General features: G+C 43.7%; 10 protein-coding genes and 2 pseudogenes. 9 read left to right on the plus strand and 3 right to left on the minus strand.

All coding sequences use genetic code 11. The features are described from left to right. The first annotated feature begins 53 nt into the window (after positions 1-53). The 4 genes from GEZ89_RS05600 (at position 54) to GEZ89_RS05615 (ending at position 2,345) form a co-directional block, all read left to right on the plus strand. A complete protein-coding gene (locus tag GEZ89_RS05600) occupies positions 54-746 on the plus strand; it encodes a GNAT family N-acetyltransferase (protein WP_153225283.1) in 693 nt (230 codons plus the stop codon). Positions 747-757: 11 nt separating this feature from the next. After that, entirely contained in the window at positions 758-1,180 is a 423-nt protein-coding gene (locus GEZ89_RS05605; protein WP_153225284.1) for a GNAT family N-acetyltransferase, read from the plus strand. A gap of 537 nt (positions 1,181-1,717) precedes the next feature. Beyond that, positions 1,718-2,002 (plus strand): type II toxin-antitoxin system RelB/DinJ family antitoxin, encoded by a 285-nt coding sequence (locus GEZ89_RS05610; RefSeq protein WP_153225285.1) that lies wholly within the window; start codon positions 1,718-1,720, stop codon positions 2,000-2,002. Beyond that, complete coding sequence (locus GEZ89_RS05615) at positions 1,992-2,345, plus strand: type II toxin-antitoxin system RelE/ParE family toxin (protein ID WP_153225286.1); 354 nt, start codon at positions 1,992-1,994, stop codon at positions 2,343-2,345. Before GEZ89_RS05610 ends, GEZ89_RS05615 begins: the two co-directional genes overlap by 11 nt. 228 nt (positions 2,346-2,573) lie before the next feature. Here the strand turns inward: GEZ89_RS05615 and GEZ89_RS05620 are convergent, their stop codons facing one another. Further along, a complete protein-coding gene (locus GEZ89_RS05620) occupies positions 2,574-2,726 on the minus strand; it encodes a hypothetical protein (RefSeq protein ID WP_153225287.1) in 153 nt (50 codons plus the stop codon). A gap of 345 nt (positions 2,727-3,071) precedes the next feature. After that, positions 3,072-3,218 carry a hypothetical protein gene (locus GEZ89_RS09570; protein ID WP_194251834.1) on the minus strand — a complete coding sequence of 49 codons (147 nt, stop codon included), beginning with the start codon at positions 3,216-3,218 and terminating at the stop codon, positions 3,072-3,074. Positions 3,219-3,341: 123 nt separating this feature from the next. Here GEZ89_RS09570 and ruvB point away from each other — a divergent pair, with 123 nt between their 5' ends. The 3 genes and pseudogenes from ruvB to GEZ89_RS09840 form a co-directional block, all read left to right on the plus strand. Beyond that, positions 3,342-4,340 carry a Holliday junction branch migration DNA helicase RuvB gene (gene ruvB / locus GEZ89_RS05630; RefSeq protein WP_153225288.1) on the plus strand — a complete coding sequence of 333 codons (999 nt, stop codon included), beginning with the start codon at positions 3,342-3,344 and terminating at the stop codon, positions 4,338-4,340. Beyond that, complete coding sequence (locus tag GEZ89_RS05635; protein WP_153225289.1) at positions 4,321-4,893, plus strand: nucleotidyltransferase family protein; 573 nt, start codon at positions 4,321-4,323, stop codon at positions 4,891-4,893. The genes ruvB and GEZ89_RS05635 overlap by 20 nt, the downstream gene beginning before the upstream one ends. Before the next feature lie 681 nt (positions 4,894-5,574). Beyond that, positions 5,575-5,817, plus strand: a pseudogene (locus GEZ89_RS09840) (accessory Sec-dependent serine-rich glycoprotein adhesin); the annotation flags it as partial. 92 nt (positions 5,818-5,909) lie between these two features. On the opposite strand, the gene GEZ89_RS05645 reads toward GEZ89_RS09840, so the two are convergent. After that, positions 5,910-6,284 carry a hypothetical protein gene (locus tag GEZ89_RS05645; RefSeq protein ID WP_153225290.1) on the minus strand — a complete coding sequence of 125 codons (375 nt, stop codon included), beginning with the start codon at positions 6,282-6,284 and terminating at the stop codon, positions 5,910-5,912. On the opposite strand from GEZ89_RS05645, the pseudogene GEZ89_RS09845 reads away from it, so the two are divergent. Then, positions 6,274-9,087, plus strand: a pseudogene (locus GEZ89_RS09845) (Rib/alpha-like domain-containing protein); the annotation flags it as partial. The gene GEZ89_RS05645 and the pseudogene GEZ89_RS09845 overlap by 11 nt on opposite strands. A gap of 546 nt (positions 9,088-9,633) precedes the next feature. Next, entirely contained in the window at positions 9,634-16,290 is a 6,657-nt protein-coding gene (locus GEZ89_RS05655; protein ID WP_416222459.1) for an LPXTG cell wall anchor domain-containing protein, read from the plus strand. The last annotated feature ends 244 nt before the right edge of the window (positions 16,291-16,534 follow it).

Raw genomic sequence — 16,534 nt, forward strand, 5'->3', positions numbered from 1 at the left:
GTGATATACTATTCACATCTTTAAACTTATAAAAGTGAGATAAGGAGAATACTATGCCAGTAAATGAATATGGTCAGATAATTGGTGAACCTGTAGATAATACACCTGGAGTTTTACCCTCGCTTGTACGGATAGAAGGAAAGTATACGATTCTAGAAGCTCTTTCGGTGGAAAAGCATGCGGAGGATTTGCTGGCTGTTTATGGTCCAGATAGCCCTCGTGATATGTGGACCTATCTCTTTCAGGAGCCAGTAGAAAATCTCGAAGAATTAATCGTAGCTTTGAAGAAAATGCTTGAGCGTAAGGATCGTTTCTATTATGCGATTATCGATAAAGTGACTGGAAAGGTGTTGGGGACTTTTTCTCTCATGCGTATTGACCAAGCTAATCGCGTGATTGAAGTTGGCGCGGTGACCTTTTCTCCGGCTCTCAAACAGACAAGGATGGGAACAGAAGCCCACTATTTGCTAGCTCGTTATGTCTTTGAAGAACTCAACTATCGCCGTTATGAGTGGAAATGTGATGCACTAAATCTACCTTCTAGAAAAGCAGCAGAGCGTTTGGGATTTGTCTACGAGGGAACCTTCCGCCAAGCTGTTATCTATAAAGGTCGCACCAGAGATACGGATTGGATGTCTATGATTGATAAGGACTGGCCAAGGGTTAAGGCTCGTTTTGAAGCATGGTTGAAGCCAGATAATTTTGATGAAAATGGGCAACAGTTGAAATCCCTTAGAGAATGTTAGAAAGGTTTGCTATGATTAAGATTACAAAAGAAACATCTGTTTCAATTGATGACGTTTTGCATCTCTATCAGGCAGTTGGTTGGACAAATTATACAAATCAATCCCAAATGTTTGCCCAGGCTTTGACTCATTCACTGGGCATTTATCTAGCACGTGATGGTGAGAAAATCGTTGGTCTAGTTCGCTTGATTGGAGACGGTTTTTCTTCGGTTTTTGTCCAGGATTTGATTGTCTTGCCTACCTATCAGCGCCAAGGAATTGGCAGCACCTTGATGAAGCAGGCTTTATCCGATTATAAGGATACCTACCAAATCCAACTAGCGACAAATGAGTCTGAAAAAACCTTGGGATTTTATCGTTCTCTGGGGTTTGAAACCTTATCTAGTTTCCAGTGTACGGGCATGATTTGGGTGAATCGAAAAAATTTAAAATAATTTTTTTCACTTAAGCTAATTTTAAGTCTTGTCCTGTATCATGTAACCATTAAATAAAGACCTCCTAACTTTATTTAATAGAAATCCTAAACTTTTTTTCATCATAATCTCCCTAATAAAGTCACCCAATTTGGTGGCTTTTTTGTTATGTGACTTTCAGCGATATTTCATTTGTATTCGTTGTTTTGAACAAAATTAAAAGTTCGTGTCAAGGAAAACGCGGATATCCATATAATACAAAGATCGTCTTATATTCTTCCTAGTATTGAACATATTGATGCCTTTAAAATTAGTGTTATTAAACTTTTTAATGACCTACTTGAGATCCTGATAAAAAGTATCTGATTTATCGTGATTTTATCAAAAGGTATCGAAATATGAAAGAATTAAATTTTTCAAAAAGAAGATTGTCGTGGAAATCTCGTGTAACAATATAGTATTTTGTGAGGAAGTAAGACTATGGAAAAATACTTTTTCTTGATGAAAATCTATATCTAGTATATAATCAATCTATAACGTATAGATTGGAGATATATCATGGCTATAAGCATATCGAAACAATACAATTTTAAACTGAATGAAGCTACTATGGAACAAGCTCGAAATATTATCAAGGAAAAGGGCATGACAATGACAGATGCTATTTCTTTATTTGTAGAGCAAATAGTCCTAGAGCAAGATTTGCCTATTAAGACGGCTGAAGATTTGCATAGAGAGCAGTTAATTGCTGAACTACAAGCCCAATCTGAACGTGCCTTGAGAGAATATGAGGCAGGTGAAGGAACTTCCCTAGACAATGTGAGGGCACGCTATGGCTTATAAAGTGATTCTTTCAAAAGAAGTTGAACAAGCTATCGACAATATACACGAATATATAGCTACGGTACTTTTAGCCCCTCAATCTGCGAAAAATACTGTAGTAAAAATTTTAGATGGCTTAAAAAGTCTAGAAGTCTTTCCTGAGGCTGGTTTTGATGCTGATGTGAAAATCGGTGTAAAGATTAATAGTAAGTTTCCTACACGAGGAAAAATTATAGATCAATACGTTTTGCTTTACTTTATTGATCAGACACAACAGACTGTTTTTCTCTCCCATTTATTTCATACCAAGAGTGACTATGTTACCTTACTACAAAAAGACAATAAAAAAAGTTCAAAATCTTAAGCTAATTTTAAGTTTGCTTGTGTATTATGTAATCATTAAATAAAGACCTCCTAACTTTATTTAATAGAAATCCTAAACTTTTCTTTTTCATAATAATCTCCCTTAACTCCACCCAATCAGGTGGAGTTTTTTTGCTCTATTTCAGACTTTTTGGGAATTTTCTAAAAATAATTTTCCGATAAATTTCGGTAGTTTTTGGAATTTGGTCGGGGAATTGGCGGGGACTTTTTAGCGAATATGATTAAGAAATAGGTCTGTTGTCGTTTCAGTGAGTTCGTCCTCAACTTGGTTATAACGATCCGTCATATAGATTGTTGTATGACCTAGTGCCTGGCCAAACTGCTCGGTTGGAACTCGTGAAATAATGTGAAGAAGTGGCACATCATGTGTAAGTCTGTCGTTTCATTTAATGGATTAAAATGTTGGTTTGACTAATTTGAGTTGATGAGCGCCCATGTTTATTGATAGTGATGTAATCTTTTATTTTCTTTGATAATTCCTAAGGTTCTCTTAATATTGAAAGTCTTATTGGACAAGGGAGTAAAACTTTTGACAAAATTCGCGCACTGTGGGATAATGGATAGGAATTAAGGATTAGTTCTATATCATGGACTAGAAAAGACCCCAAGCTAACTTCCACATTAAGTTTGGGGTCTTTTTTGACACTATTTATCCTTGTTTAGCCATTTATCGACTAATACTCTTCGAAAATCTCTTCAAACCACGTCAGCTTTCATCTGCAACCTCAAAACACTGTTTTGAGCAGCCTGCGGCTAGCTTCCTAGTTTGCTCTTTGATTTTCATTGAGTATATGCGAAGAACGACACCGACCACAATTGGTCCGATGATAGTTTTGAGTACTAGTTCCATCATGGGCTATTTCACCTCCTTTCGCAGGCTGTGTAGCAGTGCCGTAGAATATTATATCTAAACTCGGGAGCCACCAAATTCGGTGGCTTTTTTGTTTGCGGGCTGGATTTTTGCTATAATAGGAGCATGAGTAGAATTTTAGATAATGAAATCATGGGTGATGAGGAGTTGGTAGAGCGTACCCTCCGTCCCCAATATTTACGTGAATATATCGGTCAGGACAAGGTCAAGGATCAGCTTCAAATCTTTATCGAAGCAGCAAAAATGCGTGATGAGGCGCTGGACCATGTTCTTTTGTTTGGCCCTCCAGGTCTCGGGAAAACAACCATGGCTTTTGTCATTGCCAATGAATTGGGAGTCAATCTCAAACAAACATCTGGTCCCGTTATCGAAAAAGCCGGTGATCTGGTAGCGATTTTGAATGACTTGGAGCCAGGAGATGTTCTCTTTATCGACGAGATTCATCGCTTGCCTATGTCGGTGGAAGAGGTGCTTTACAGTGCTATGGAAGACTTCTACATCGATATCATGATTGGTGTGGGGGAAGGTAGTCGCAGTGTCCATCTAGAATTACCACCTTTTACCTTGATTGGTGCGACGACACGAGCAGGAATGCTGTCAAATCCTCTTCGTGCACGTTTCGGGATTACTGGCCACATGGAGTATTATGCCCATGATGACTTGACAGAGATTGTCGAGCGGACGGCAGATATTTTTGAGATGGAAATCACTCACGAGGCAGCTGCTGAGTTGGCCCTCCGTAGTCGTGGGACTCCTCGTATCGCCAATCGTCTCCTCAAGCGCGTTCGCGACTTTGCGCAGATTATGGGCGATGGCTTGATTGATGATTTGATTACCGATAAGGCTTTGACTATGCTGGATGTAGACCATGAAGGCTTGGACTATGTGGACCAGAAAATTCTCCGCACCATGATTGAAATGTACGGTGGCGGTCCTGTCGGTCTAGGTACCCTTTCGGTTAATATCGCGGAAGAACGTGAGACGGTAGAGGATATGTATGAACCTTACCTAATCCAGAAAGGATTTATCATGCGAACTCGTTCAGGTCGGGTTGCGACAGCTAAGGCTTACGAACATTTGGGGTATGAATACATTGAAAAATAAAGCTGAAATTTTAGATTCTTTCAGAGAAGATCCTGACATGATGGCTATTCTGACTATCATCCGTGACTTAGAGTTGAAAGATTCCTGGTTGGCGGCTGGTTCGGTTCGAAATTTTATCTGGAATCTCTTGTCAGATAAGCCATCCTTTGACCGTGAAACGGATGTGGATGTGATTTTCTTTGACCCAGATGTGAATTATGAAGATACGCTGGTTATAGAAAGTAAGTTGAGAGAGGACTTTCCCCAGTATCAGTGGGAGCTAAAAAATCAAGTCTATATGCACCAACATAGTCCCCATACGGAACCGTATAGAAATTCCTGCGATGCCATGAGTAAGTATCCTGAACGTTGTACGGCAGTAGGGCTTCGCTTGCAAGCTGACGCAACTTTAGAGCTCGTTACCCCTTATGGTTTGGAGGATATTTTGAACTTTCAGGTTTCTCCAACTCGCCATTTCTTAGAAAATCAAGACCGAATGAAGCTCTATCAAAAGCGTTTGTCTAAGAAAAACTGGCGAGAAAAATGGAAAAATCTCACATTTAAAAATACTTAAGGAAACTTTAAGATAGGAGCTGTATACTTATCTCATAAGTTAAAAAGACCTTAACTTATACTCCTAAAACTTTTTCACAATAATCTCCCTATAAAAAATTAAGTCGCCCAATCAGGCGGCTTTTTTTGATGGATAGATGATTCGACATATAGTAGATTGAACCTAGAATAGTATAGTGGATTGAAATAAGATATGAACAAAAAGATTAGGAAAGTAAAATTAATTTCTAGAGATGTTTTAGAATTCTCAGTGTACTATTCTAGGTTCAATTCACTATGCGCTACGGATTTTAAAACATTGCTATAAATTGATCTGACTTTTCTTTCTGGTCAATTTGTTTATATTTTATTTCATCCTACTGATTTTTTACAATAATATTTGATTTTTTAAAGCTAAATAGATGATTATTGGATAAAAAAAGAATCTTAAATTCAGGTAAAATCTACAAAAAGAACAAGTAATTTGTATTAATATATTTTTTATACAAATCTTTGGACAATACAGGCTCTATTGTGCTATAATAAGGTGTTATAGATTGAGCTCTATATCAAAATTTTTTAAGAGTACACCAGTGCTTGTCAGGGTGAAAAAAGAGAAAATATCCATGTAACATGGCTGTGTATCTTAAGAATGTTTTGGTATTTAGTTTTTTATAAAAAATGAACTCAAGGAGAAAAAAACATGTTTTTTAGACGTCAAGAAGGAGAGTATCGAGAAACCGATCGTGTAACTAGATACAAACTGATTAAGTCAGGGAAACATTGGTTGCGTGCCTCAACGTCTTTATTCGGGCTATTTAAGGTTCTTCGTGGTGGTATTGATACTGCTCAGGTGACAACTGAAGTTGTGGAAGATCGTGTCTCAACTTCTTTAACCGGGATAGATGTCCTCAAGGGGATAGCTGCCGCGGGGGCTGTTGTTGGTGGTGGAGTTGCCACTCATACGCAAGTCCATGCCAATGAACAGCTGGCTGTAGAGAAAGTCGTGGATGGTACTGACAATCTAGTGAATTCTGATCAGGTTGTTTTGGGAACTGTCAATAAAGATGAGGAGCAGCAAACGTCTGTTTCAACATCTACCTCTGTTAGTGAGAGTGTCTCAATCTCTGCTTCTACAAGTGCCTCTATTTCGGCCTCAACAAGTGCATCCGAGTCCGTAAGCGCCTCAACATCAGCTAGCACTAGTGCCAGTGTTTCATCTTCAACTTCAGCTAGTACCTCGTCTTCATTGAACGATTCTGCCTCAACATCAGATAGTGCTTCGACTGTTGCAAGCAGTTCCCTCTCTGAGGTTTCGCATGTAGAAGGTTCACAGACGGCTCCTAGCGAAGATGCTATCAGTAATGACGGAACATCCAGAGCCGCAGTTAAGGCTAGCGATATTAAGGTCAACCCTAGCCTTTCTAGTTCTCTTTCAACTGCAGAAAACTTTACAAGTCAAAATGCGAGTTTGACAGCTACGACAACAGCGACTCTTGCTGCGACAACGATAGCAGAAACAAGCGCTAAAAAGCAAGCAGAAGATCGTAAGAAACTGGCAACTCTTTCAGCAGAAATGGGAGAATACCTGGCTAAAGCTGTGGACCTTCCAGATACAAGCTCAGCCATTCTTAAGGTAAAATCTGCTATTGCTGAGATTGAGTCTGCTCTCAAGGATCCAAATGCAGATCTAGGAGAAGTGATCAATTCTGCCACTTCAGCTCGCAACTCTATCGCCAATGCGGTTTCACGTGCAACCTCTGGCCAACGTGATAGCCGTAACGGGCAAGCGATGCCAACAGGGGGAAATCTCAGAGGTTTTGCACCAGTAACGCTAAATCAGCAGACGACTGCATCACTTGAGCAAGGAACCTTTGCAAGTAGTAACCGTGAGGTGCTTTGGCGTATCAATATGCATTCGCAGAGTCCGCTTAATTACGCTGGTCTAATCGCACAAGTGGATAAAAATACAACCATCACTCGTGTTCTTTTCAATGGAGAACCAATGGAAAAACGTGGTGGTTCTGGAAATGAGTACGTCTTTAATAAACGCCATGATCTAAATAGGAACTTAGATGCGACTATTTTGATCTATGCAACAGCGAATAATAATTCTAGTGAAGCTACTTTGAATGCCCAGGTGGCTACAAGTAGTAGACCGTTCGAAAGCACTTCAACTGCTGGGAACTATACCAGTGTAATGACTGGTACTGTTCCAACAGGAACAGGTCAGCGACTGGGTAGTAAACCACCAACTATTACATTACCAACTGAGATTACCTATTATAATGACGACAAAATCGCTACGGTAAATATGCCACTCAATGATGATGTAGGGATGAAGCGCCTAGATGCTGCAGAGAGTAATCCGATCATTACTGGCTTGAATGCGCCTAACTATCCAGCAACTAGCAAAAATGGTTATGGAGATCTTGGAATATATGATAGACGTGGTCATTTTACAGGATACCAGAAATCATATAATGTACAAATTGTTGGGACAATTGGTCGAAACAATGGAGTAGGAAAAACCGGTACTGCAGATGGGGCTTGGGAACCGTATAAACCTGGTGCATATGTTCTCGAATATAAAGTGACGGATACTGACAATCAAACCACTACGGCTCGGATGACTGTTCGTATCAAAGGTTTCAACGAACGTAACGAGCCTGTGAGTGGTGATACTGTTACGGTTAACAATCCGTCATCTTTGAGCGAGACTGAGAGAGCTCAAATTCTTGAAAACTTTAGGAACAATAGTAAAAATGCCACTATCCTCAACAGTTCTGATTACAAGAAAAATTCTGAAGGTAATCACGAAATAACGGTGTCTAATACGGGTGAAATCACTATTACTTATCGTGATAACACTGTGGATGTCGTTCGAGCTAGCGTAAGAGCTGAAACGGTACCTCCTGTGCCTGGTGTTACAGTGACGCGTGATGGCCAGACCATCCAAGCAACAGAGAGCCCAGACCCTAGCCGTGGGAAGGAACACATCGTCTATGCTGGTGATGACTTTACAGTTGATTTCACAGCGTATGATAATAGCGGGAAACTAAAAGAGTTTAAGATTATCTCCAAAGCGGACGCTAATCGACCTGCTTTAACAACCAACTTCTTCCAAGGTGATAATGATACAGGAGATGAGTATGGTAAAGGTGTGGTTGACCATCTAAATAGTGGCGATATCAATGCTACTGAGAGCAGTCCAGCTCATATCGTTGTAAAGGCCCATCTTAGGGATGATTTGGAGTGGAAGTCAGGAAATACTTGGCAACGAAATGCGGTTGCTACCGACCAAGTAAATAATCGAAATGTCACAACAGGAACTGGTAATGTTCGTATCACTCAAGGACAACTGAAAGACCGTCTTAAAGTAATAAATCCTGACTTTACACCTGTAGCAAATAAAGATAGCTTAACAGATGATGAAAAGGCAGCTGTCAAGACTGCCATCTATGCTAAAAATAATCAGGCAATACACCGTATCAAAGATATTCAAGTTGCAAACGATGGAACTGCAACGATTATTTATAAGGATTTAACAAGAAATACTATTTCTCGATCTGTTACAGTTAATGAACGTCCAAAACTGGAGATTCATTATGATAATGCTACAACTAAGGAAATCTATCTATACCGTGGGGAAGAAGTTAATGTAACCTTTAGAGCAACTGATGATTCTGGCAAGATTTCTTCATTGAAGTTTGAAATGCAAGGTACAGCTGACAGTACTAATGGTACAAACTATGCAGGATATACTGGAATTACTCGTTCAAATCCGATCGCTAGCTTAACGAATCAAACCGATGCAAAGATTACCCTTACAGGCACTCTAGCAAAAAATGTACCGTTAGCATCATTTGAACGCTATTTAATGGCAACAGATGACCAAAACACCTCTGATAGTAACCATGCAAAAAACGGTATAACCGACAATGGTTATGTCAAATTTGTAATCAAAAGCCAGACTGATAAATATACTGCTGTAGCGAAGGCATCGACTATTTATACCTATACTGGTGAAACGGCAACGGATTTAAACGATGCTACGAACTTTGTCCAGCTTGATGGTGGAGGACAGCTCCCTCAAGGAACGACTGTTTCATGGGTTAGTCGCATTGACAACACATCTGCTGGGACAAAAAGTGCAGTTGCACGGGTTACTTATTCTGATGGCTCGACTGATGATGTAACAGTTAACTATACTGTTTATCCAAAAGTTGAAGTTAAAACTTATAATGGTGTAAAAGGTAAATTCTATGCCTTTAAGTCAGATCAAGGTAATGATAAAGTTACTGGCGGAGACTGGGCTAATAATATCGGTGGAACAATCCAACAATATACAAATTTGGGGGATTCAAGTCTGTCAGGGACAACATGGTCTTATAAGTATAAAATAAATAATCAAGGTAACGAAATTACAACCCCTGTTGGAACACAGCCGTTTGGCGCAATTTGGCATACTACGGGTTCAGAAGCTGAGAGCCATAGTACAACCTATACGCTAATTGCCACATATCCAAAAGGACGTTTTGGGGATGTTTCAACAAGCAATCCAGCCTTGACAAGTCAGACAAACTTTGATTATACAGTTGTTGATCCTGTAGCTAAACAGGAGTACGTTACAACTGTGGCAAATAAGACTCCATTAGCAGAGATTATTGAAAATCCAGGAGAGGCGCTTAAAAATTCGAACGAAAGTGTATCCTTCCCAACAGGAACTACCTTTAGTTGGGATCAGGCTCCTGATGATGCTATGCTGGAAAACGCAGGAGTTTATACACGAAAAGTAAGAATCACTCTTCCACAAGGATCTTACAGCGGAACTGCTAATAGTAGAACGGTTGATGTGACTATTAAGGTCAATCCACAAGCACCGGTTATCTCAGTTGCTTCTACCAACGAAACAGGTGGTTTGCCAAATCGTTCAATTGTTGTGACCAATGTCACACCTGGAGCTCTTGTAACCTTGACTTTAGCAGGGCATACATTCGAGAAGAGAGCTAAAGATAATGAAACAAGCGTAACCTTTGAACCTGCAAAACTGCAAGACGCATACGACGGCAACAATGGTCTTCTTCCAACAGGCGATGTAACTGTTAAACAAAGCAAGGTCTTTACAAATCCTAGCACTGGTGCAAATGAAACCTTGGAATCAGCTACAACGACGAAGACGATTACCAAGGAAACTGTAGCACCTGAAGTAACTTTTGAACTTTATATTAAGAACGATAAAACTGGCCTATGGGAAAAACAATCGATTAAGAATAATGTTCGTCCAGGAGTCAGCGGTTACGAAGTCTTCGCAGGCGACAAGATTAAAGTTGTTTTAACTGCTAAAGATAATAGTGGTAAGATTAAAACTCTGAAATTAAACGATGGAACTTCTGATATCAGTCGTATTTTCCAAGATGGCTATTCTTCAGATGATGATGCACTAGGAATTAAGGATATTACCACTGAAGCTTCGGCGACAACTCCAAAAGTGCTAGAGTACACTGCTACTTATGGAGAAAATGTACAGTATAAAGATGGAAACAAATGGACTCGTGGAACTAATGCTACAGACTTATCAGATAATACGGGTAGAGTAACGACTGTAGTAGCACAAGGGAAACTGAACGAAAAATTCCCAGGTGTTAAACCAAAAGATGCTGTCCAGGTTTCTAATCTAACTTCCTTGACTCGAAAAGACCTTGATAAGATTCTTAATGCAGTGAAGACGTCTAACCCTGCAACAGATTTCCGTATTAAATCGTACGATATTGATAGCAATGGAACTGTAACGATTACCTACAAAGACGGAACAAAAAACACAGTAACTCCTGATTTGTCAGATTCGGATCATAAGTCAGCATCAGCGTCAACCAGTGCGTCAGTGTCTGCTTCAACCAGTGCATCAGTAAGTGCAATGACCAGTGCATCTGAGTCAGCTTCAACAAGCGCAAGTCAATCAGCAAGCACATCAGCTAGCCAGTCAGCATCGACCAGTGCGAGCCAATCAGCCAGCACGTCTGCAAGCCAAAGTGCTTCAACAAGTGCGAGTCAATCAGCAAGCACATCAGCTAGCCAGTCAGCATCGACCAGTGCGAGCCAATCAGCCAGCACGTCGGCTAGCCAGTCAGCTTCAACAAGCGCAAGTCAATCAGCAAGCACGTCAGCTAGCCAGTCCGCATCGACAAGCGCCAGTCAATCAGCCAGCACGTCAGCTAGCCAGTCAGCATCGACAAGTGCGAGCCAATCAGCCAGCACGTCTGCAAGCCAAAGTGCTTCAACAAGCGCAAGTCAATCAGCAAGCACATCGGCTAGCCAGTCAGCATCAACCAGTGCAAGCCAATCAGCCAGCACGTCAGCAAGTCAGTCAGCATCGACAAGTGCGAGCCAATCAGCAAGTACATCAGCTAGCCAGTCAGCATCAACCAGTGCGAGCCAATCAGCCAGCACATCAGCAAGCCAAAGTGCTTCAACAAGTGCGAGCCAATCAGCAAGTACATCGGCTAGCCAGTCAGCATCGACAAGCGCAAGTCAATCAGCAAGTCAATCAGCAAGTACATCAGCTAGCCAGTCAGCGTCAACAAGCGCAAGTCAATCAGCAAGTACATCAGCTAGCCAGTCAGCATCGACCAGTGCGAGCCAATCAGCAAGCACGTCAGCAAGCCAAAGTGCTTCAACAAGCGCAAGTCAATCAGCAAGTACATCAGCTAGCCAGTCAGCATCAACCAGTGCAAGTCAATCAGCAAGCACATCGGCTTCTGAGTCAGCGTCAACCAGTGCAAGCCAATCAGCAAGCACGTCGGCTAGCCAGTCAGCTTCAACAAGCGCAAGTCAATCAGCAAGCACATCAGCTAGCCAGTCAGCATCGACAAGTGCTAGCCAATCAGCAAGCACATCAGCCTCTGAATCGGCGTCAACCAGTGCGAGCCAATCAGCAAGTACATCGGCTAGCCAGTCAGCATCGACAAGCGCCAGTCAATCAGCAAGTACATCAGCAAGCCAGTCAGCGTCAACCAGCGCAAGTCAATCAGCAAGCACGTCGGCTAGCCAGTCAGCATCGACAAGTGCGAGCCAATCAGCAAGCACATCAGCGTCTGAGTCAGCATCGACAAGTGCGAGCCAATCAGCAAGCACATCAGCCTCTGAATCGGCGTCAACCAGTGCGAGCCAATCAGCAAGTACATCAGCTAGCCAGTCAGCATCAACCAGTGCGAGCCAATCAGCCAGCACATCAGCAAGCCAAAGTGCTTCAACCAGTGCGAGCCAATCAGCCAGCACATCAGCAAGCCAAAGTGCTTCAACAAGTGCGAGCCAATCAGCAAGTACATCGGCTAGCCAGTCAGCATCGACAAGCGCAAGTCAATCAGCAAGTACATCAGCTAGCCAGTCAGCGTCAACCAGTGCGAGCCAATCAGCCAGCACATCGGCCTCTGAGTCAGCATCAACCAGTGCGAGCCAGTCAGCCAGCACATCGGCCTCTGAATCAGCGTCAACCAGTGCAAGTCAGTCAGCCAGCACAAGCGCCTCTGAGTCAGCAAGTACAAGTGCAAGTCAGTCAGCAAGTACATCGGCTTCTGAGTCAGCAAGTACAAGTGCAAGTCAGTCAGCCAGCACAAGCGCCTCTGAGTCAGCAAGTACAAGTGCAAGCCAATCAGCAAGTACATCGGCCTCTGAATCAGCAAGTACAAGTGCAAGTCAGTCAGCAAGTACATCGGCTTCTGAGTCAGCAAGTACAAGTGCAAGCCAATCCGCCAGCACGTCAGCAAGCCAGTCAGCTTCAACAAGCGCAAGTCAATCAGCTAGCACAAGTGCGTCAACCTCAGCGTCTGAATCAGCGTCAACAAGCGCAAGCACAAGTGCATCGACATCAGCCTCTGAGTCAGCATCAACAAGTGCATCGACATCAGCCTCTGAGTCAGCGTCAACAAGTGCATCGACCTCAGCGTCTGAATCAGCATCAACAAGTGCAAGCACCTCAGCATCTGAATCAGCGTCAACAAGTGCATCGACATCAGCATCTGAATCAGCAAGCACAAGCGCATCAACATCAGCGTCAGAGTCAGCGTCAACAAGTGCATCGACCTCAGCCTCTGAGTCAGCAAGCACAAGCGCGTTAACCTCAGCGTCTGAATCAGCAAGCACAAGCGCATCGACCTCAGCGTCTGAATCAGCAAGCACAAGCGCATCAACATCAGCATCAGAGTCGGCGTCAACAAGTGCATCGACCTCAGCATCTGAATCAGCAAGTACAAGTGCATCGACCTCAGCGTCAGAGTCAGCATCAACAAGTGCATCGACCTCAGCGTCAGAGTCAGCATCAACAAGTGCATCGACCTCAGCGTCTGAATCAGCGTCAACAAGTGCATCGACCTCAGCGTCTGAATCAGCGTCAACAAGCGCATCGACCTCAGCGTCTGAATCAGCAAGTACAAGTGCATCGACCTCAGCGTCTGAGTCAGCATCAACAAGTGCATCGACCTCAGCGTCAGAGTCAGCGTCAACAAGTGCATCGACCTCAGCATCTGAGTCAGCGTCAACAAGCGCATCGACATCAGCGTCAGAGTCAGCATCAACAAGTGCATCGACCTCAGCGTCTGAGTCAGCGTCAACAAGTGCATCGACATCAGCATCTGAGTCAGCAAGCACAAGCGCGTCAACCTCAGCGTCTGAATCAGCATCAACAAGTGCATCGACATCAGCATCTGAGTCAGCAAGCACAAGCGCGTCAACATCAGCGTCTGAATCAGCATCAACAAGTGCATCGACATCAGCATCTGAGTCAGCATCAACAAGTGCATCGACATCAGCATCTGAGTCAGCAAGCACAAGCGCGTCAACCTCAGCGTCTGAATCAGCATCAACAAGTGCATCGACATCAGCATCTGAGTCAGCATCAACAAGTGCATCGACATCAGCGTCTGAATCCGCATCAACAAGTGCAAGCACCTCAGCATCTGAGTCAGCATCAACAAGTGCATCGACATCAGCATCAGAGTCAGCAAGCACAAGCGCGTCAACCTCAGCGTCTGAATCCGCATCAACAAGTGCATCGACATCAGCATCTGAATCAGCGTCAACAAGTGCATCGACCTCAGCGTCTGAGTCAGCATCAACAAGTGCATCGACCTCAGCATCTGAGTCAGCAAGCACAAGCGCGTCAACCTCAGCGTCTGAATCAGCGTCAACAAGTGCATCGACATCAGCATCTGAGTCAGCGTCAACAAGTGCATCGACATCAGCATCTGAATCAGCAAGCACAAGCGCATCAACAAGTGCATCGACATCAGCGTCAGAGTCAGCGTCAACAAGTGCATCGACATCAGCATCTGAATCAGCGTCAACAAGTGCAAGTACATCAGCATCAGAGTCAGCGTCAACAAGTGCATCGACCTCAGCATCTGAGTCAGCAAGCACAAGCGCGTCAACCTCAGCATCTGAATCAGCGTCAACAAGTGCAAGTACATCAGCATCTGAGTCAGCAAGCACAAGCGCGTCAACCTCAGCGTCTGAATCAGCATCAACAAGTGCAAGCACCTCAGCATCTGAGTCAGCATCAACAAGTGCATCAACATCAGCATCTGAATCAGCGTCAACAAGTGCATCGACCTCAGCGTCAGAGTCAGCGTCAACAAGTGCATCGACCTCAGCATCTGAGTCAGCAAGCACAAGCGCGTCAACCTCAGCATCTGAATCAGCATCAACAAGTGCATCGACCTCAGCATCTGAATCAGCAAGCACAAGCGCATCAACATCAGCGTCAGAGTCAGCGTCAACAAGTGCATCGACCTCAGCATCTGAGTCAGCAAGCACAAGCGCGTTAACCTCAGCGTCTGAATCAGCAAGCACAAGCGCATCGACATCAGCGTCTGAATCAGCAAGCACAAGCGCATCAACATCAGCATCAGAGTCGGCGTCAACAAGTGCATCGACCTCAGCATCTGAATCAGCAAGTACAAGTGCATCGACCTCAGCATCTGAGTCAGCGTCAACAAGCGCATCGACCTCAGCGTCAGAGTCAGCATCAACAAGTGCATCGACCTCAGCGTCAGAGTCAGCGTCAACAAGCGCATCAACCTCAGCGTCAGAGTCAGCGTCAACAAGTGCATCGACCTCAGCGTCTGAATCAGCAAGCACAAGCGCATCGACCTCAGCATCTGAATCAGCAAGCACAAGCGCGTCAACATCAGCGTCTGAATCAGCAAGCACAAGTGCGTCTACATCAGCGTCAGAGTCAGCGTCAACAAGTGCATCGACCTCAGCATCTGAATCAGCAAGCACAAGCGCATCAACATCAGCGTCAGAGTCAGCGTCAACAAGCGCATCGACATCAGCGTCAGAGTCAGCGTCAACAAGTGCATCGACCTCAGCGTCAGAGTCAGCGTCAACAAGTGCATCGACCTCAGCATCTGAGTCAGCAAGCACAAGTGCATCGACATCAGCATCTGAATCAGCAAGCACAAGCGCGTCAACATCAGCATCAGAGTCAGCGTCAACAAGTGCTTCAGAGTCAGCATCAACAAGTGCAAGCACATCAGCATCTGAGTCAGCATCTGAATCAGCAAGCACAAGCGCGTCAACATCAGCGTCAGAGTCAGCGTCAGAGTCAGCGTCAACAAGTGCTTCAGAATCAGCATCAACAAGTGCATCAGAGTCAGCAAGCACATCGGCTTCTGAATCAGCGTCAACAAGTGCATCTGAGTCTGCTTCAACATCGGCTTCAGAGTCAGCATCAACAAGTGCATCGACATCAGCGTCAGAGTCAGCGTCAACAAGTGCATCGACATCAGCGTCTGAATCGGCATCAACAAGTGCATCGACATCAGCATCTGAATCAGCAAGCACAAGCGCATCGACCTCAGCATCTGAATCAGCAAGTACAAGCGCAAGCACATCAGCGTCTGAGTCAGCATCAACAAGTGCATCGACATCAGCGTCAGAGTCAGCGTCAACAAGTGCAAGCACATCAGCATCTGAATCAGCAAGCACAAGCGCGTCAACATCAGCGTCAGAGTCAGCGTCAACAAGCGCATCGACCTCAGCATCTGAATCAGCATCTGAATCAGCATCAACAAGCGCATCAACATCAGCGTCTGAGTCAGCAAGCACAAGCGCATCGACATCAGCGTCTGAATCAGCAAGCACAAGTGCATCAGAGTCTGCTTCAACATCGGCTTCAGAGTCAGCAAGCACCTCAGCGTCAGAGTCAGCATCAACAAGTGCATCTGAATCAGCAAGCACATCTATGATTCATTCGACTTCAACTAGTCAAGCTCCTCAAACTGATACCACTAAGACTCGTAAGCAACTTCCAAATACTGGAACATCAGCTTCGGCTACAAATGCTCTTCTTGGAGTAGTAGCAGGTCTAACAGGATTAGCTTTGGTAGCTAAACGTCGTAAGCGTGATGAAGAAGAATAAGCCTTGTTTTATAAAGTTGGTAAAAGACTAAGTAAACTATGAGTAAACCTCCAAGGATTGTAAAATTCTTGGAGGTTTTCGTCTATTGGAAGTGAGTATTAGCTAGTTGGGATTTTGGGCTCATTGTCAACTGTAGTGGGTTGAATAAAAACTAACATCTGGAGAGGACAATTGATGTCCTCTTCATTTTTATATTCAGAGCGATGAAAATTCGTTTCTTAAAGTTGTCAAAGTTCCGAAATCC

Source organism: Streptococcus mitis, assembly GCF_009496285.1.
Taxonomy (GTDB): domain Bacteria; phylum Bacillota; class Bacilli; order Lactobacillales; family Streptococcaceae; genus Streptococcus; species Streptococcus mitis_BP.

Bases quoted from the DNA above. Each gene is read 5' to 3' on its own strand.
- GEZ89_RS05600 (WP_153225283.1), top strand. From the start codon at position 54: ATGCCAGTAAATGAATATGGTCAGATAATTGGTGAACCTGTAGATAAT.
- GEZ89_RS05605 (WP_153225284.1), top strand. From the start codon at position 758: ATGATTAAGATTACAAAAGAAACATCTGTTTCAATTGATGACGTTTTG.
- GEZ89_RS05610 (WP_153225285.1), top strand. From the start codon at position 1,718: ATGGCTATAAGCATATCGAAACAATACAATTTTAAACTGAATGAAGCT.
- GEZ89_RS05615 (WP_153225286.1), top strand. From the start codon at position 1,992: ATGGCTTATAAAGTGATTCTTTCAAAAGAAGTTGAACAAGCTATCGAC.
- GEZ89_RS09570 (WP_194251834.1), bottom strand. From the start codon at position 3,218: ATGATGGAACTAGTACTCAAAACTATCATCGGACCAATTGTGGTCGGT.
- ruvB (WP_153225288.1), top strand. From the start codon at position 3,342: ATGAGTAGAATTTTAGATAATGAAATCATGGGTGATGAGGAGTTGGTA.
- GEZ89_RS05635 (WP_153225289.1), top strand. From the start codon at position 4,321: ATGAATACATTGAAAAATAAAGCTGAAATTTTAGATTCTTTCAGAGAA.
- GEZ89_RS05655 (WP_416222459.1), top strand. From the start codon at position 9,634: ATGCTGGAAAACGCAGGAGTTTATACACGAAAAGTAAGAATCACTCTT.